Here is a 16,284-nt window from a genome sequence, read left to right as displayed (position 1 = left end):
GCTCCCGCTGGGCTGCGCAGCAGACCCAAGATCTTGCGGTCGCTGCGCAACCGAGCGGGAGCAAGCTCCCTCGCCACAGTGTCCATATCTGAGCCGAGTGGTGTGAGACGGGCATAAAAAAAGCACCCCGAAAGGTGCTTTTCCTTGCAGCCGAACTGCTTAGCGCTTCAGCGAAGCCGGCAGGTGCGGCTGGATGGCGGTGAGCACAGCCTTGAAGCATTTGGTGTTACCGGCAACGATGTGGCCTTTCTCAAGGAAGTCGTGGCCGCCGGTGAAGTCGCTCACCAAGCCACCGGCTTCCTGGATCAACAGGGCGCCTGCAGCCATGTCCCATTCGGACAGGCCCGATTCCCAGAACGCATCGAAACGGCCAGCGGCCACGTAAGCCAGGTCCAGGCTCGCAGCGCCGGCGCGGCGGATGCCGGCGGTCTGGCCAACCAGAGCGCGGAACATGCCCAGGTAGTTGTCCAGGTTGTCCATCTGGTCGTCACGGAACGGGAAGCCGGTACCCAGCAGGGCGCCGTCCAGGCTGGTGCGGCCGCTGACGCGCAGGCGACGACCGTTCAGTTGGGCGCCACGGCCACGGCTGGCGGTGAATTCTTCCTGGCGAACCGGGTCCAGCACAACGGCGTGTTCCAGGCGGCCACGGTATTTGCAGGCGATGCTGACAGCGAAGTGAGGAATGCCGCGCAGGAAGTTGGTGGTGCCGTCCAGTGGATCGATGATCCACAGGTACTCTTCACCTTCGATGCCAGTACCGGCGTGCATGCCGGTCTCTTCGCCGAGGATGGAGTGGTTCGGGTAAGCCTTGCGCAGGGCGTCGACGATTTTTTGCTCGGCGGCGCGATCAACCTCGGACACGTAGTCCTTGGCGTCTTTTTCATCGACCTTGATGGTATCCAGGCGCTCGATGGAGCGGAAGATCAGTTCACTGGCGCTGCGGGCGGCGCGCAGCGCGATATTCAGCATGGGCTGCATGGATGTGTCACCTAAGGTTGTTAAAGAAAGCCGCGCATTCTATCAGAAAGTTTTCTCAGGAGAAGGTTGGTGTTCGCTTTCATAGCTTAACGGTAGGTGCTTATGTAAGATTTGCTCCCTTTATCGTGTTCGAGAGCGCCTCCCTTGTTGCAGAACATTCGTGTCGTCCTGGTCAATACCAGCCATCCGGGTAACATCGGCGGAGCTGCGCGGGCCATGAAGAACATGGGCCTGTCGCGCCTGGTGCTGGTCGAACCGCGCTTGTTTCCCCATCACGAAGCCGACGCCCGGGCCTCCGGTGCCGGCGACATCCTCGCCAATGCCCAGGTCGTCGCCACCCTGGAAGACGCCCTGGTGGGGTGCAACCTGGTGCTGGGTACCAGCGCCCGCGACCGGCGTATCCCTTGGCCGCTGCTCGACCCCCGCGAATGCGGCACCAAAGTGGTCGAGGAGGCTGCGCAAGGCTTTGAAATCGCCCTGGTGTTCGGTCGTGAAGACTCCGGCCTGACCAACGACGAGTTGCAGCGATGTCACTTTCACGTGCATATCCCTTCTGACCCCGAGTTCAGTTCCTTGAACCTGGGAGCGGCGGTGCAGGTGTTGAGCTATGAAGTGCGCATGGCTTGGCTGGCAGCCGAAGGCAAGCCCAGCAAAGTCGAAAAAACCGAGGTCACGTCGCCGCGCAGTGAGACACTGGCGACCATGGACGAGCTGGAGCGATTCTATGAACACCTGGAGCAGACCCTGGTGGACGTCGAGTTCCTTGACCCGGAAAAGCCGCGACACTTGATGGCGCGCCTGCGTCGGTTGTACGGACGAAGCTCGGTTAGCCGGGCGGAGATGAATATATTGCGCGGCATCCTCACGGAAACCCAGAAGGCGGCCCGTGGCGAGCTGATTAAGCGGAAGAAATAAAATGTTCGAACGTTTGCGTGAAGATATCCAAAGTGTTTTCCATCGTGACCCGGCGGCGCGCAATGCCTTTGAAGTGCTGACCTGCTACCCGGGCATGCACGCAATCTGGATTCACCGCCTGTCCGGCGCCTTGTGGAACATGGGCTGGAAGTGGCTGGCGCGGCTGGTCTCGAACTTCGGGCGCTGGTTGACCGGAATCGAGATCCATCCGGGGGCGAAGGTCGGTCGTCGGTTCTTCATCGACCACGGCATGGGCATCGTCATCGGCGAGACCGCCGAAATCGGCGACGACGTGACCCTGTACCAGGGCGTGACCCTCGGCGGCACCAGCTGGAACAAAGGCAAGCGCCACCCAACCCTGGAAGACGGCGTGGTGGTCGGTGCCGGCGCCAAGGTGCTCGGACCGTTCACGGTAGGGGCGGGGGCGAAAGTCGGCTCCAACGCGGTAGTGACCAAGGCCGTGCCGCCTGGCGCGACCGTGGTGGGTATTCCGGGGCGGATCATCGTCAAGTCCGATGACGAGCAGGATGCGCGCCGCAAGGCCATGGCCGAGAAGATCGGTTTCGACGCCTACGGTGTCGGCGAAGACATGCCCGACCCGGTCGCCCGCGCCATCAACCAGTTGCTCGATCACCTGCAGGCCGTCGATGGGCGCCTGGAGGGGATGTGCGGCGCCCTGAAGGAACTGGGCAGTAATTACTGCGCCAAGGACCTGCCTGAACTGCGCGAGGAAGACTTTGCGTGTGTGAAGGACAAGGATGAGAGCCAGGCCAGCTGAAGCCCGGCCGGCCTCATCGCGAGCAAGCTCGCTCCCACAAGGGTTTTGCGGTGGCTGAAAGTCAGCACAGATCCCATGTGGGAGCGAGCTTACTCGCGATAAACGATAACGCGGTATCACTGGTCGCCGCCGACCAGCCTTTGCTATCATGCGCGCGCTCTTTCGCGGGTAAACCCGAGTAAAGCACTAGGTCTTATACTTGACTTAAATACTCGGGAATTGCATACTCGCCCCCATTCCGAACTCCGTGGTAATTGTCCATGCGACTGACTACAAAAGGCCGATACGCCGTGACCGCAATGCTGGATCTGGCATTGCATGCGCAGCACGGGCCGGTGTCCCTGGCCGATATCTCCGAGCGCCAGGGCATTTCCTTGTCCTACCTTGAGCAGCTGTTCGCCAAGCTGCGCCGTAGCAACCTGGTTTCCAGCGTTCGCGGCCCGGGCGGCGGCTACCAATTGTCGCGTGACATGCAGGGCATCCAGGTCGCCCAGGTGATCGATGCGGTAAACGAATCGGTCGATGCGACCAAATGCCAGGGCCTTGGCGACTGCCATGGCGGCGATACTTGCCTGACCCACCACTTGTGGTGCGACCTCAGCCTGCAGATCCACGAATTTCTAAGCGGTATCAGCTTGGCTGACCTTGTAACTCGCCGTGAGGTGCAAGAAGTAGCCCAGCGTCAGGACCAGCGCCGTTGCAATGGCAAGGCGCCGCACCTGGACAAGATTGAAGCGTCCGCCGTCGAATGACTGCCGCAGAGCACGCGGAACGCCAGCCAGCCTGATTTAGGAGAGAGTCCATGAAATTGCCGATTTACCTTGATTACTCTGCGACCACCCCGGTTGATCCGCGTGTCGCGCAGAAAATGAGTGAATGCCTGCTGGTCGACGGAAACTTCGGTAACCCGGCGTCCCGTTCCCACGTGTTCGGCTGGAAGGCCGAAGAGTCGGTTGAAAACGCCCGCCGCCAGGTCGCCGACCTGGTCAATGCCGACCCGCGTGAAATCGTCTGGACCTCCGGTGCCACCGAGTCCGACAACCTGGCAATCAAGGGTGTCGCGCACTTCTATCACACCAAGGGCAAGCACCTGATCACCTCCAAGATCGAGCACAAGGCTGTCCTGGACACCATGCGCCAACTGGAGCGTGAAGGTTTCGAAGTCACCTACATCGAACCGGGTGCAGACGGCATCATCACCCCAGCCATGGTCGAAGCCGTCCTGCGCGACGACACCATCCTGGTTTCGATCATGCACGTGAACAACGAAATCGGCACCATCAACGACATCGCAGCCATCGGCGAACTGACCCGCTCCAAGGGCGTCCTGTTCCATGTCGACGCGGCCCAGTCCACCGGCAAGGTCGACATCGACCTGTCCAAGCTGAAAGTCGACCTGATGTCGTTCTCGGCCCACAAGACCTACGGCCCTAAAGGCATCGGCGCCCTGTACGTCAGCCGCAAGCCGCGTGTGCGCCTCGAAGCGACCATGCACGGCGGCGGTCACGAGCGTGGCATGCGCTCCGGCACCCTGGCGACCCACCAGATCGTCGGCATGGGCGAAGCCTTCCGCGTAGCCAAGGAAGACATGGCTGCCGAGAACGTGCGCATCAAGGCCCTGAGCGACCGCTTCTTCAAGCAGGTCGAGCACCTGGAAGAACTCTACGTCAACGGCAGCATGACCGCCCGCGTACCGCACAACCTGAACCTGAGCTTCAACTATGTTGAAGGCGAGTCGCTGATCATGGCGCTCAAGGATCTGGCCGTGTCGTCCGGTTCGGCCTGCACCTCGGCATCGCTTGAGCCTTCGTACGTATTGCGCGCCCTGGGCCGCAACGACGAACTGGCCCACAGTTCGATCCGCTTCACCTTCGGCCGCTTCACCACCGAAGAAGAAATCGATTACGCCGCGCAGAAAGTCTGCGAGGCCGTTACCAAGCTGCGCGCTCTGTCGCCGCTGTGGGACATGTACAAAGACGGCGTCGACATTTCGAAAATCGAGTGGGCGGCGCACTGAAGAAGTCGCCACCAGAGCGACTCACTGATGAGGATTAAAGCAAATGGCATATAGCGAAAAGGTCATCGACCACTACGAGAACCCGCGCAACGTCGGCAAGATGGACGCGCAGGATCCTGATGTCGGCACCGGCATGGTCGGCGCCCCGGCGTGCGGCGACGTGATGCGCCTGCAGATCAAGGTCAACGAGCAAGGCATCATCGAAGATGCCAAGTTCAAGACCTACGGCTGCGGTTCCGCCATTGCGTCCAGCTCCCTGGCCACCGAGTGGATGAAGGGCAAGACCCTCGATGAAGCCGAAACCATCAAGAACACCCAGCTGGCCGAAGAACTGGCCCTGCCGCCAGTGAAGATCCACTGCTCGGTACTCGCCGAAGACGCCATCAAGGCCGCCGTTCGCGATTACAAGCAGAAGAAAGGCTTGATCTGATCCGCGTTACGGTAAGGAGTTTTCCATGGCTATCCAGATGACAGAAGCGGCAGCTAACCATATCCAGCGCTCACTTGCAGGGCGCGGCAAGGGCGAGGGTATCCGCCTGGGTGTTCGCACCACGGGCTGTTCCGGCCTCGCCTATGTACTGGAATTCGTCGACGAAGTCGGTGAAGACGACCAGGTGTTCGAGAGTCATGGTCAGAAAGTGATCATCGACCCGAAAAGCCTGACGTACCTGGACGGCACCGAACTGGATTTCGTCAAGGAAGGGTTGAACGAAGGCTTCAAGTTCAACAACCCCAACGTGCGCGGTGAATGTGGCTGCGGCGAAAGCTTCAACATCTGAGGCAGCTTGTGGGTACTCCTTGTCATTTTGCGTTGTTCCAGATGCAGCCTGCTTTCCAGCTGGATCTCGACCAGTTGTCCGCGCGTTATCTGGAATTGGCCCGTGGTGTCCACCCGGACCGCTTTGCTGACGCCTCCGAAGCCGAGCAGCGCCGGGCGCTTGAGCAGTCTGCGAACCTCAACGAGGCTTACCAGACGCTCAAGAGTCCAGCCAAGCGCGCGCGTTACCTGCTCGCCATCAGCGGCCATGAGTTGCCGCTGGAGGTCACGGTCCACGATCCCGAGTTTCTTTTGCAGCAGATGCAATGGCGCGAAGAGCTCGAAGACCTGCAGGACAGTGCCGACCTGGCCGGTGTCGCGGTATTCAAGCGCCGCTTGAAAGATGCCCAGCAAACACTGAACGAAAGCTTCGCAGCCTGCTGGAACGATGCCGCGCAACGCGAACAGGCCGAACGCCTGATGCGGCGCATGCAGTTCCTCGACAAGCTCACCTACGAAGTGCGCCAGCTCGAAGAGCGCCTCGACGATTAACCCAGTGCCGCTCCGGTCGCACGCCTGATTACAGATAAGTCCTGATTACGATGGCCCTACTGCAGATCGCCGAACCCGGCCAAAGTCCACAACCGCACCAGCGTCGCCTGGCTGTCGGGATCGACTTGGGTACCACCAATTCCCTGGTCGCTGCCTTGCGCAGCGGTCTTTCCGAACCGCTGGCCGACGAGCAGGGGCGGGTGATCCTGCCGTCCGCCGTGCGTTATCACGCCGACCGCGTTGAAGTGGGCGAGTCGGCCAAGCTGGCCGCCGCCACCGATCCTTTGAACACCGTCGTGTCGGTCAAGCGCTTGATGGGTCGTGGTCTGTCCGACGTCAAGCAATTGGGCGACCAGCTGCCGTACCGCTTCGTCGGTGGCGAATCCCACATGCCGTTTATTGAAACCATACAGGGCCCGAAAAGCCCGGTAGAGGTTTCCGCCGACATCCTCAAGGTCCTGCGCCAGCGCGCCGAAGCGGCATTGGGCGGTGAATTGGTGGGTGCGGTCATCACTGTCCCAGCCTATTTCGACGACGCCCAGCGCCAAGCCACCAAGGATGCGGCCAAGCTCGCCGGCCTGAACGTGCTGCGCCTGCTCAACGAACCGACCGCCGCTGCGGTGGCGTACGGCCTGGACCAGCATGCCGAAGGCCTGGTCGCCATCTACGACCTGGGCGGCGGCACTTTTGATATTTCGATCCTGCGCCTGACCGGCGGTGTCTTCGAAGTCCTGGCCACCGGCGGCGACAGCGCCCTGGGCGGCGATGACTTCGACCACGCCATCGCCGGCTGGATCATCGAGCAAGCCGGTTTATCCGCTGACCTCGACCCGGGTGCGCAGCGCCATCTGTTGCAAACCGCCTGCGCCGCCAAGGAAGCCCTGACCGACGCTGCCACCGTTGAAGTCGCTTATGGCGACTGGAAAGCCACGCTGACCCGCGAAGCCTTCGATGCCCTGATCGAGCCCATGGTCGCCCGCAGCCTCAAGGCCTGCCGCCGTGCCGTGCGCGATTCCGGCATAGAGCTCGAAGACGTCAAGGCCGTGGTCATGGTCGGTGGTTCGACCCGCGTGCCTCGGGTTCGCGAAGCCGTTGCCGAGGCCTTTGGCCGCCAGCCGCTGACTGAAATCGACCCGGACCAGGTGGTGGCCATCGGCGCCGCGATCCAGGCCGATACCCTGGCCGGCAACAAGCGCGACGGCGGCGAGCTGCTGTTGCTCGACGTGATTCCGTTGTCCCTGGGCCTGGAAACCATGGGCGGCCTGATGGAGAAGGTGATTCCGCGCAATACCACCATCCCCGTGGCCCGCGCCCAGGACTTCACCACCTATAAAGACGGCCAGTCGGCCATGATGGTCCACGTGCTGCAAGGCGAGCGTGAGCTGATCAGCGACTGCCGTTCCCTGGCTCGCTTCGAATTGCGCGGCATCCCGGCCATGGTCGCCGGTGCGGCGAAGATCCGCGTGACCTTCCAGGTCGATGCCGACGGCTTGCTCAACGTCTCCGCCCGCGAGCTGGGTTCGGGCGTCGAGGCGAGCATCCAGGTCAAGCCGTCCTACGGCCTGACCGACGGCGAAATCGCCAAGATGCTCAAGGATTCCTTCCAGCACGCCAGCGATGACAAGGTGGCGCGGGTGCTGCGTGAGCAACAGGTCGACGCCCAGCGCCTGCTTGAAGCCGTGCAAGGCGCCCTTGAAGCCGACGGCGACCGTTTGCTCGACGCTGAAGAACGCATGGTCATCGAGCTGCAGATGCAGGAATTGTCCGAATTGATCAAAGGCACCGATGGCTATGCCATCGAGCAGCAGACCAAGCGTCTGTCGCAAGTCACTGACGCCTTTGCTGCCCGCCGCCTGGACTCGACGGTGAAAGCCGCCCTGGCGGGGCGCAACCTGAATGAAATCGAGGAATAACTGATGCCGCAGATCATTTTTCTGCCACACGCCGAGCATTGCCCGGACGGTATGGTGGTAGAGGCCGAAACCGGCAAGTCCATTCTTGAAGTGGCTCACGACAACCACATCGAGATCGAGAGCGCTTGCGGCGGTGTCTGTGCCTGCACCACGTGCCATTGCATCATTCGTGAGGGTTTCGACTCGCTGAATGAGGCTGATGAGCTGGAAGAAGACTACCTTGATAGGGCCTGGGGCCTGGAGCCGACGTCGCGCCTGACCTGTCAGGCCATCGTCGGCACCGAAGACCTGACCGTCGAAATCCCGAAATATTCGCTTAACCATGCGGCCGAAGCGCCGCACTGATTCAAGGAACTGTCATGAGCCTTAAATGGGTTGATGTGCAAGAGATTGCTATCCTTTTGGCTGATGGTCACCCGGATATGGATCCCTATTCGGTGAACTTTGTGGCATTGCGTGACATGGTCATGGCTTTGCCAGGGTTTGAAGATGATCGGGATCGCGGTGGTGAAAAGGTCCTTGAAGCGATCCAGACTGCCTGGAAAGAAGAGCAGGACTGAAGCCTCCCCTACGCAGTTAGGCAATACCCAAGAACCCGCGTATAATTCGCGGGTTTAATTTTTCGCAAATTACCGTTTCTGGAGTTACACCATGGCTGTTCAACGTACTTTCTCCATCATCAAGCCTGACGCCGTTGCTAAAAACGTGATCGGCAAGATCGTTACCCGCTTCGAAGACGCTGGCCTGCGCGTTGTAGCTTCGAAAATGAAGCAACTGTCCAAAGCCGAAGCCGAAGGCTTCTACGCTGAGCACAGCGAGCGCGGTTTCTTCGGTGAGCTGGTTGCTTTCATGACTTCCGGTCCGGTTGTCGTTCAGGTGCTGGAAGGCGAAAACGCTATCGCTCGCAACCGTGAGCTGATGGGCGCTACCAACCCTAAAGAAGCTGCTGCCGGCACCATCCGCGCTGACTTCGCTGAGTCCATCGACGCCAACGCCGTTCACGGTTCGGACTCCGAAGCCGCTGCTGCTCGCGAAATCGCCTACTTTTTCTCCGCTACTGAAGTAACCACTCGCTAAGCCCAGGCTTTTGAGTGAAGGTGAATCCATGACTACATCGAACGGCAAAACCAACCTGTTGGGCCTGACCCAGCCGGAAATGGAGAAATTCTTCGACTCGATCGGGGAGAAGCGTTTCCGTGCCGGCCAGGTGATGAAATGGATTCACCACTTTGGCGTCGACGACTTCGATGCCATGACGAATGTCGGCAAGGCCTTGCGCGAAAAGCTCAAGGCTGTTGCCGAGATTCGCGGCCCCGAAGTGGTCAGCCAGGACATTTCCAGCGACGGCACCCGCAAGTGGGTGGTGCGCGTGGCGTCCGGCAGCTGCGTCGAGACCGTCTACATTCCCCAGGGCAAGCGCGGCACCTTGTGCGTTTCGTCCCAGGCAGGCTGTGCCCTGGATTGCAGTTTCTGCTCCACCGGCAAGCAAGGCTTCAATAGCAACCTCACCGCCGCCGAAGTGATCGGCCAGGTGTGGATTGCCAACAAATCCTTTGGCAGCGTCCCGGCGACCGTCGACCGTGCCATCACCAACGTGGTGATGATGGGCATGGGTGAGCCGCTGCTGAACTTCGACAACGTCGTTTCCGCCATGCACCTGATGATGGACGACCTGGGCTACGGCATCTCCAAGCGCCGCGTGACCCTGTCCACCTCCGGCGTGGTGCCGATGATCGATGAGCTGGCCAAGCACATCGACGTCTCCCTGGCGTTGTCGCTGCATGCACCCAATGACGCATTGCGTAACCAATTGGTGCCGATCAACAAGAAGTATCCGCTTAAGATGCTGCTCGAGTCGTGCCAGCGCTACATGTCGTCCCTGGGCGAAAAGCGCGTGCTGACCATCGAGTACACACTGCTCAAGGATGTGAACGACAAGGTCGAACACGCGGTCGAGATGATCGAGCTGCTCAAGAACATCCCGTGCAAGATCAACCTGATCCCGTTCAACCCGTTCCCGCATTCCGGTTACGAGCGTCCGAGCAACAACGCGATTCGTCGCTTCCAGGATCAGCTTCACCACGCTGGCTTCAACGTCACCGTGCGCACCACCCGCGGCGAAGACATCGACGCCGCCTGTGGCCAATTGGTAGGACAGGTGCTGGATCGCACCCGTCGCAGCGAACGCTACATTGCCGTGCGTGAGTTGAACGCCGCGGACGATGCGGTGCAAAACGCTGCGAACAGTCACTAAGAGAGGAACTCTATGTCCCTGCGCTTCGCGCTCGTTTTGCTGTTGGCCGGCCTTTGTTCCGGTTGTGTCCTGTCGGGTGACTACAACCCGATGAGGACCAGCAAAGGGCGCGACGAGGCGCGCGTGGCCTACGTGCAACTGGGCATTGGCTACCTGCAGCAGGGCATGACCGAACGGGCCAAGGTGCCGCTCAAGAAAGCCCTTGAGCTGGACGATTCCGACCCTGATGCCAACGCGGCCCTGGCCCTGGTGTTCCAGGCCGAGATGGAGCCTGCGCTTGCCGACGAGCATTTTCGCAAGGCGCTGTCTGCCCGCCCGCAAGACGCACGGATCCTGAACAACTACGGCAGCTTTCTTTTCGAGCAAAAACGCTACAAGGACGCCTACGAGCGTTTCGAGCAGGCTGCCGCCGACATTCTTTACCCTGAGCGTTCGCGGGTTTTCGAAAATCTTGGCATGACGGCCGCGCAGCTCGGCCAGCGTGACCTGGCCCGCCAGCAGCTGGAAAAGGCGCTGCGGCTCAACCGCCAACAACCGCGGGCGCTGCTGGAAATGGCTGAGTTGTCCTACGAAGACAGGCATTATGTGCCCGCGCGTGACTACTACGAGCGTTTTAGCCTGCTGAGCGAGCAAAATGCACGTAGTCTATTGCTCGGCGTTCGGCTGGCACATGTGTTTGAAGATCGCGACAAGGCTGCAAGTTACGGCCTGCAACTCAAAAGACTCTATCCCGGTACGCCGGAATATCAGCAATACCTGTCGGAGCAATGATGAAAGCGGCGCATCCCGAAGTTGTAGCAGCGACTCGCGTAAATCCTGGTGAGACCCTGCGTCAAGCCCGCGAAAGCAATGGTTGGTCGCTGGCCGAAGTGGCCCTCAAGCTCAATCTCACCGTGGCCTCCTTGGGCAATCTGGAAGCGGGCGCGTTCGACAAGCTGCCTGGGCATACCTTTGCCCGGGGCTATATCCGCGCCTATGCCAAGTTGCTCGGCATGGACCAGACCGTGCTGGTCCAGCAATTCGATCAATACACCGGTTCCGATGCCCAGGGCAGCAGCGTGCACAGCCTGGGTCGCATCGAGGAGCCGGTTCGCGTTTCCCACACCATTTTGCGAATCGTCAGCCTGTTGCTGCTGATCGCTGTGATTGGTGGCGGCTTTGTCTGGTGGCAGGACCAGGCTTCCTTGCGCAACAAGGAGCCGGTCGTCATGAACCCTGAGCACGTTGAGGTCGAAGGCGCTGACGGCACCACCCAGATCCATCCGTTGGACGAGCCGGAAGACCAGGCTGTCGTCGAAGGCCAGGCCGAAGGCGAAACCGCCCTGGCGTTGCCGCAGGGCCAGGATGACGCCGATGCCCAAGCAGGTGCCGAGCCGGCCGTTCCAGCCCCCGCCCCCGCTGCACCCACAGCGCCGGCTGCCCCGAGCACCGGCAGCACACCGATTGCCACGGCGCCTGTCGCACCGAGCACGTCAGCGCCGACCACGGCTGCGCCTGCGACCCATGCCACGCCAGTTGTTCCGGCAGCTCCGACGGCTCCGGCCCCGGCTCCAGCGGCAGGTGAAGGCCAGGTACAGATTCAATTTGTCGCTGACTGCTGGACGCAGATCACCGACGGCAACGGCAAGGTGTTGTTCAGCGGCCTCAAGCGCAAGGGCGACAGCGCGGCCGTCAACGGCAAGCCGCCGTTCGCCGTACGCCTGGGCTACGCCCGTGGCGCGCAGGTCAGCTACAACGGCCAGCCAGTCGACATCGCTCCGTTCACCAGTGGCGAGACCGCTCGCCTGAAGTTAGGTCAATAAGTCATGCACGGCGAATCTCCAATCAAGCGTCGCGAATCCCGAAAAATCTGGGTCGGCAACGTGCCCGTGGGCGGCGATGCGCCTATCGCTGTGCAGAGCATGACCAACAGCGACACCAATGACGTGGCCGCCACGGTCGCCCAGATCAACCGCCTGGAAGCCGCCGGTGTCGACATCGTGCGCGTATCGGTGCCGGACATGGACGCCGCGGAGGCGTTCGGCAAGATCAAGCAATTGGTCAAGGTCCCCTTGGTGGCCGACATTCACTTCGACTACCGCATCGCCCTGCGCGTGGCCGAGTTGGGCGTCGATTGCCTGCGCATCAACCCGGGCAACATCGGCCGCGAAGACCGTGTCCGTGCCGTGGTGGATGCCGCCCGCGACCGGGGCATCCCGATCCGCATCGGCGTCAACGCCGGTTCCCTGGAAAAAGACCTGCAAAAGAAATACGGCGAACCGACCCCGGCGGCACTGGTGGAGTCGGCGCTGCGCCACGTCGAGCACCTCGAACGCCTGAATTTCCAGGACTTCAAGGTCAGCGTAAAGGCATCCGACGTGTTCATGGCCGTCGAAGCCTACCGCTTATTGGCCAAGGAAATCGTCCAGCCGCTGCACCTGGGCATCACCGAAGCCGGTGGGTTGCGTTCGGGCACGGTGAAATCCGCCGTCGGCCTCGGTATGCTGCTCGCCGAAGGGATTGGCGATACCATCCGCATCTCGTTGGCGGCTGACCCGGTCGAGGAAGTGAAAGTCGGCTACGACATTCTCAAGTCCCTGCACCTGCGTTCCCGTGGCATCAACTTCATCGCCTGCCCGAGCTGCTCGCGGCAGAACTTCGATGTGGTCAAGACCATGAACGAGCTGGAAGGGCGCCTTGAAGACCTGCTGGTGCCGCTGGATGTCGCGGTGATCGGTTGCGTGGTCAACGGGCCGGGCGAAGCCAAGGAGGCCCACATCGGCCTGACTGGCGGTACACCGAACCTGATTTACATCGACGGCAAGCCGTCGCAGAAACTGACGAATGACAATCTGGTGGATGAGCTGGAACGGCTGATCCGCCAGAAAGCGGCCGAAAAGGTCGAAGCCGACGCAGCGGTCATCGCGCGCGGTTAAGTCGAAAGATTAAGGAATACACGTGAGCAAGTCCCTGCAAGCCATTCGTGGCATGAACGACATCCTGCCCGAGCAGACGCCCCTGTGGCGCTATTTCGAGGGCACTGTGGCGCGTCTGCTGGATAACTACGGCTATCGGCAGATCCGCATGCCAATCGTCGAGTTCACCGAGCTGTTCAAGCGCTCCATCGGTGAAGTGACCGACATCGTCGAAAAAGAGATGTACACCTTCGACGACCGCAACGGCGACTCCCTGACCCTGCGCCCCGAAGGCACGGCGGCCTGCGTGCGTGCGGTGCTCGAACACGGCATCACCGGCGGCGGCCAGGTGCAGAAACTCTGGTACATCGGCCCGATGTTCCGTCACGAGCGCCCGCAGAAAGGCCGTTATCGCCAGTTCCACCAGATCGGTTGCGAAGTGTTCAACCTCGACGGTCCGGACATCGACGCCGAACTGATCGTGCTGACCTGGCGCCTGTGGGGCGAGCTGGGCATCCGTGACGCGGTCAAGCTCGAGCTCAACAGCCTGGGCACCAGCGAGTCCCGTGGCCGCTACCGTGAAGCACTGGTGGAGTTTCTCAGCGCCCACCTGGACAAGCTGGACGAAGACAGCCAGCGTCGCTTGAAGACCAACCCACTGCGGGTACTGGACACCAAGAACCCGGACACCCAGGCCGTACTGGTGGGAGCGCCAAAAATGGCCGACTACCTGGACGAAGAGTCCCGCGTGCACTTCGAGGGGCTCAAGGCTCGCCTGGACGCCGCCGGCATTCCCTACGTGATCAACCCCAAGTTGGTCCGTGGCCTGGACTACTACAGCAAGACCGTCTTCGAATGGGTCACCGACAAGCTCGGCGCCCAGGGCACCGTGTGTGCCGGTGGCCGTTACGACGGGCTGGTAGAACAGATGGGCGGCAAGCCAACGTCCGGCGTGGGCTTTGCCATGGGCATCGAGCGCCTGGTGCTGATGCTTGAAGCCTTGGACAAGGTCCCGGAAGAACTGTCCCGTCAGGTCGACGTTTACCTGTGCGCCTTCGGTGAAGCAGCCGAACTGGCGGCCCTGACGTTGAGCGAACGGATCCGCGACCAGTTGCCCAACCTGCGCCTGCAGATCAACGCCGGGGCCGGCAGCTTCAAGAGCCAATTCAAGAAGGCCGACAAGAGCGGTGCGCTGTACGCACTGATCCTCGGTGACGACGAACTGGCCCAACAAGTGGTAGGTTTCAAACCCCTGCGTGGCCAGGGCGAACAACAAAGCATTGCCTGGGATGCGCTTGCTGCACACCTGGCCACCTGCGTCGTGCAGGGTTGAAGCTGTCAAACAGCCGATTTAGCGATTAAGGAGTATTGGGGTGTCGAGTACCGAAGATGAACAGCTGGCGGATTTGAAGGACTGGTGGACGCGCAACGGCAAGCCGCTGGTCACTGGCGGCCTGTTGGCGCTGGTCATCGTGTTCGGCTGGCAGGCCTACCAGAAATACCAGAGCAACCAGTCGCAGGGTGCCTCGGTGCTCTACCAGCAATTGCTGGAAACCACCCTGACCCCGGACGGCAAGCCTGATGCTGGCCGCGTGGCGGATCTGGCCGGCAAGCTGGACAAGGAATTCGGCGGCACCGCCTACGCGCAGTACGGCCGCCTGTTCGTGGCCAAGGTGGCGGTGGACAGCGGCAAGTTGGACGACGCGGCCACCGAGCTCAAAGGTATCGTCGACAAACCGGTCAACCCGACCCTGGGCGAAGTGGCGCGTCAGCGCCTGGCGCAGGTGCTGGCGGCACAGAACAAGGCCGAAGACGCCTTGAAGCTGCTCGACGGTGATGCCGACAAGGCATTCCTGGCGACCCGCGAAGAACTCAAGGGCGACCTGCTGGTACAGCTGGGCCGTGCCGATGAGGCCCATGCGGCCTACCAAAAAGCCAAGGCTGCGCTGTCGGATGAAGCCGCAGTCGGTGGCCTGCAAATCAAGCTGGACGACCTGGCCAAAGGGGATGCGTGACGTGATCCGTTGGAAACATGCAGCATTGCTGGCTCTGGCCATTCTGGCCGCGGGTTGCAGCAGCAACAGCAAGAAAGAACTGCCGCCGGCCGAACTGACCGACTTCAAAGAAGAAGTCGTGCTGCAGAAGCAGTGGAGCCGTTCCATCGGCGATGGCCAGGGCGAAACCTACAACATGCTGGTGCCGGCCATTGACGGCGACACCATCTATGCAGGCGATGTCACCGGCGTAGTGATGGCGATGGACCGCACCAACGGCGACGTCAAATGGGAAAAGGATCTTGAGCTGCCCGTTTCCGGCGCCGTTGGCGTGGGTTATGGCCTGGTCATGATCGGCACGCTCAAGGGCGAGATCGTCGCCCTGGACGCGAGCAGCGGTGAAGAGAAATGGCGCGCCCGCGTGACCAGTGAAGTGCTCGCACCGCCGGCCACCAACGGTGATGTGGTAGTGGTCCAGACCCAGGACGACCGTCTGATCGGCCTGGATGCCGCTACCGGCAACCAGCGCTGGTTGTACGACAGCACCCCGGCGGTACTGACCCTGCGCGGCACCAGCGCGCCGATCGTCACCAACCGCCTGGCGGTGGCTGGTTTGTCGACCGGTAAAGTGGTGGCCCTGGATATTTCCAACGGCGTGCCGGTCTGGGAACAGCGCGTAGCGATCCCGCAAGGTCGTTCGGAGCTGGAGCGTGTGGTCGACATCGACGGCGGCCTGCTGCTGTCCGGCGGTACGCTGTATGTCGCCAGCTACCAGGGCCGCGTTGCGGCGCTGGACCTGGAAAGCGGTCGTCCACTGTGGCAGCGCGATGCGTCCAGCTACGCCGGTGTCGCCCAAGGCTTTGGCAGCGTCTACGTGAGCCTGTCCTCGGGCACCGTCGAAGGCGTTGACGAGCGTTCCACCACCGCCTTGTGGAGCAACGACTCCCTGGCCCGCCGTCAACTGTCGGCCCCGGAAGTGTTCTCCAGCTACGTCGCAGTGGGTGACCTGGAAGGTTACCTGCACCTGCTCAGCCAGGTGGACGGTCGTTTCGTCGGCCGTGAGCGCATCGACAGCGACGGCCTGCGTGCCCGTCCGCTGGTGGTGGGCAACATGATCTATGTGTATGGCAACAGCGGCAAACTGGAAGCCCTGACCATCAAGTAAGACTATGCTTGGGGCTAATCCCCCAAGCGGCCTTGTTCACAAGGTTTGCAGGGCTTGCACAGACTGC

Annotated in this window: 19 protein-coding genes; 18 read left to right on the top strand and 1 reads right to left on the bottom strand. The window is 61.4% G+C overall.

What is annotated here, in order from left to right:
• Positions 1 to 159: 159 nt before the first annotated feature.
• Positions 160 to 978 (bottom strand): type III secretion system regulator SuhB, encoded by an 819-nt coding sequence (gene suhB / locus LQ215_RS18940; RefSeq protein ID WP_003185165.1) that lies wholly within the window; start codon positions 976 to 978, stop codon positions 160 to 162.
• Between the two features lie 144 nt (positions 979 to 1,122).
• On the opposite strand from suhB, the gene trmJ reads away from it, so the two are divergent.
• The 18 genes from trmJ (at position 1,123) to bamB (ending at position 16,217) form a co-directional block, all read left to right on the top strand.
• Entirely contained in the window at positions 1,123 to 1,893 is a 771-nt protein-coding gene (gene trmJ / locus LQ215_RS18935; RefSeq protein WP_230152056.1) for a tRNA (cytosine(32)/uridine(32)-2'-O)-methyltransferase TrmJ, read from the top strand.
• A gap of 1 nt (position 1,894) precedes the next feature.
• Complete coding sequence (cysE, locus tag LQ215_RS18930; RefSeq protein WP_230152055.1) at positions 1,895 to 2,671, top strand: serine O-acetyltransferase; 777 nt, start codon at positions 1,895 to 1,897, stop codon at positions 2,669 to 2,671.
• Between the two features lie 260 nt (positions 2,672 to 2,931).
• Complete coding sequence (iscR, locus tag LQ215_RS18925) at positions 2,932 to 3,423, top strand: Fe-S cluster assembly transcriptional regulator IscR (RefSeq protein ID WP_024777044.1); 492 nt, start codon at positions 2,932 to 2,934, stop codon at positions 3,421 to 3,423.
• A gap of 50 nt (positions 3,424 to 3,473) precedes the next feature.
• Positions 3,474 to 4,688 carry an IscS subfamily cysteine desulfurase gene (locus LQ215_RS18920; RefSeq protein ID WP_230152054.1) on the top strand — a complete coding sequence of 405 codons (1,215 nt, stop codon included), beginning with the start codon at positions 3,474 to 3,476 and terminating at the stop codon, positions 4,686 to 4,688.
• A 43-nt stretch (positions 4,689 to 4,731) separates the two neighbouring features.
• Positions 4,732 to 5,118 carry a Fe-S cluster assembly scaffold IscU gene (gene iscU / locus LQ215_RS18915; RefSeq protein WP_003185157.1) on the top strand — a complete coding sequence of 129 codons (387 nt, stop codon included), beginning with the start codon at positions 4,732 to 4,734 and terminating at the stop codon, positions 5,116 to 5,118.
• Positions 5,119 to 5,143: 25 nt separating this feature from the next.
• A complete protein-coding gene (gene iscA / locus LQ215_RS18910) occupies positions 5,144 to 5,467 on the top strand; it encodes an iron-sulfur cluster assembly protein IscA (RefSeq protein WP_003185155.1) in 324 nt (107 codons plus the stop codon).
• An 8-nt stretch (positions 5,468 to 5,475) separates the two neighbouring features.
• Entirely contained in the window at positions 5,476 to 5,997 is a 522-nt protein-coding gene (gene hscB / locus LQ215_RS18905; RefSeq protein WP_230152052.1) for a co-chaperone HscB, read from the top strand.
• 50 nt (positions 5,998 to 6,047) lie between these two features.
• Entirely contained in the window at positions 6,048 to 7,910 is a 1,863-nt protein-coding gene (gene hscA, locus LQ215_RS18900) for a Fe-S protein assembly chaperone HscA (protein WP_230152050.1), read from the top strand.
• A 3-nt stretch (positions 7,911 to 7,913) separates the two neighbouring features.
• Positions 7,914 to 8,255 (top strand): ISC system 2Fe-2S type ferredoxin, encoded by a 342-nt coding sequence (gene fdx / locus LQ215_RS18895; RefSeq protein WP_230152049.1) that lies wholly within the window; start codon positions 7,914 to 7,916, stop codon positions 8,253 to 8,255.
• A 14-nt stretch (positions 8,256 to 8,269) separates the two neighbouring features.
• Complete coding sequence (gene iscX, locus LQ215_RS18890; protein WP_230152048.1) at positions 8,270 to 8,470, top strand: Fe-S cluster assembly protein IscX; 201 nt, start codon at positions 8,270 to 8,272, stop codon at positions 8,468 to 8,470.
• A gap of 91 nt (positions 8,471 to 8,561) precedes the next feature.
• Positions 8,562 to 8,987, top strand: coding sequence for a nucleoside-diphosphate kinase (gene ndk / locus LQ215_RS18885; RefSeq protein WP_042727994.1), 426 nt, complete (start codon positions 8,562 to 8,564; stop codon positions 8,985 to 8,987).
• 28 nt (positions 8,988 to 9,015) lie between these two features.
• A complete protein-coding gene (gene rlmN / locus LQ215_RS18880) occupies positions 9,016 to 10,164 on the top strand; it encodes a 23S rRNA (adenine(2503)-C(2))-methyltransferase RlmN (RefSeq protein ID WP_053118626.1) in 1,149 nt (382 codons plus the stop codon).
• Between the two features lie 12 nt (positions 10,165 to 10,176).
• A complete protein-coding gene (gene pilW, locus LQ215_RS18875; protein WP_230152047.1) occupies positions 10,177 to 10,935 on the top strand; it encodes a type IV pilus biogenesis/stability protein PilW in 759 nt (252 codons plus the stop codon).
• Positions 10,935 to 11,966, top strand: coding sequence for a RodZ domain-containing protein (locus tag LQ215_RS18870; RefSeq protein ID WP_230152046.1), 1,032 nt, complete (start codon positions 10,935 to 10,937; stop codon positions 11,964 to 11,966). Before pilW ends, LQ215_RS18870 begins: the two co-directional genes overlap by 1 nt.
• A gap of 3 nt (positions 11,967 to 11,969) precedes the next feature.
• Positions 11,970 to 13,079 (top strand): flavodoxin-dependent (E)-4-hydroxy-3-methylbut-2-enyl-diphosphate synthase, encoded by a 1,110-nt coding sequence (ispG, locus tag LQ215_RS18865; protein ID WP_003185136.1) that lies wholly within the window; start codon positions 11,970 to 11,972, stop codon positions 13,077 to 13,079.
• Positions 13,080 to 13,101: 22 nt separating this feature from the next.
• Positions 13,102 to 14,391, top strand: a complete 1,290-nt coding sequence (hisS, locus tag LQ215_RS18860; RefSeq protein WP_230152045.1) for a histidine--tRNA ligase — start codon at positions 13,102 to 13,104, stop codon at positions 14,389 to 14,391.
• 40 nt (positions 14,392 to 14,431) lie between these two features.
• Complete coding sequence (locus tag LQ215_RS18855) at positions 14,432 to 15,073, top strand: YfgM family protein (protein WP_230152044.1); 642 nt, start codon at positions 14,432 to 14,434, stop codon at positions 15,071 to 15,073.
• Positions 15,066 to 16,217: an outer membrane protein assembly factor BamB gene (bamB, locus tag LQ215_RS18850; protein WP_053118636.1), complete on the top strand. Its 1,152-nt coding sequence runs from the start codon at positions 15,066 to 15,068 to the stop codon at positions 16,215 to 16,217. Before LQ215_RS18855 ends, bamB begins: the two co-directional genes overlap by 8 nt.
• Positions 16,218 to 16,284: the final 67 nt, after the last annotated feature.

It is taken from the genome of Pseudomonas brassicacearum, assembly GCF_918698105.1.
Taxonomy (GTDB): Bacteria; Pseudomonadota; Gammaproteobacteria; order Pseudomonadales; family Pseudomonadaceae; genus Aquipseudomonas; species Aquipseudomonas brassicacearum_F.
The sequence above is the reverse complement of the archived record's forward strand: the minus strand, read 5'-3'. Positions and strand labels throughout refer to the sequence as shown.

Coding starts and splice junctions, on each gene's coding strand:
- LQ215_RS18870 (WP_230152046.1), top strand. CDS start 10,935: ATGAAAGCGGCGCATCCCGAAGTTGTAGCAGCGACTCGCGTAAATCCT.
- hscA (WP_230152050.1), top strand. CDS start 6,048: ATGGCCCTACTGCAGATCGCCGAACCCGGCCAAAGTCCACAACCGCAC.
- suhB (WP_003185165.1), bottom strand. CDS start 978: ATGCAGCCCATGCTGAATATCGCGCTGCGCGCCGCCCGCAGCGCCAGT.
- rlmN (WP_053118626.1), top strand. CDS start 9,016: ATGACTACATCGAACGGCAAAACCAACCTGTTGGGCCTGACCCAGCCG.
- ndk (WP_042727994.1), top strand. CDS start 8,562: ATGGCTGTTCAACGTACTTTCTCCATCATCAAGCCTGACGCCGTTGCT.
- pilW (WP_230152047.1), top strand. CDS start 10,177: ATGTCCCTGCGCTTCGCGCTCGTTTTGCTGTTGGCCGGCCTTTGTTCC.
- iscU (WP_003185157.1), top strand. CDS start 4,732: ATGGCATATAGCGAAAAGGTCATCGACCACTACGAGAACCCGCGCAAC.
- cysE (WP_230152055.1), top strand. CDS start 1,895: ATGTTCGAACGTTTGCGTGAAGATATCCAAAGTGTTTTCCATCGTGAC.
- iscR (WP_024777044.1), top strand. CDS start 2,932: ATGCGACTGACTACAAAAGGCCGATACGCCGTGACCGCAATGCTGGAT.
- ispG (WP_003185136.1), top strand. CDS start 11,970: ATGCACGGCGAATCTCCAATCAAGCGTCGCGAATCCCGAAAAATCTGG.
- iscX (WP_230152048.1), top strand. CDS start 8,270: ATGAGCCTTAAATGGGTTGATGTGCAAGAGATTGCTATCCTTTTGGCT.
- bamB (WP_053118636.1), top strand. CDS start 15,066: ATGCGTGACGTGATCCGTTGGAAACATGCAGCATTGCTGGCTCTGGCC.
- iscA (WP_003185155.1), top strand. CDS start 5,144: ATGGCTATCCAGATGACAGAAGCGGCAGCTAACCATATCCAGCGCTCA.
- fdx (WP_230152049.1), top strand. CDS start 7,914: ATGCCGCAGATCATTTTTCTGCCACACGCCGAGCATTGCCCGGACGGT.
- LQ215_RS18920 (WP_230152054.1), top strand. CDS start 3,474: ATGAAATTGCCGATTTACCTTGATTACTCTGCGACCACCCCGGTTGAT.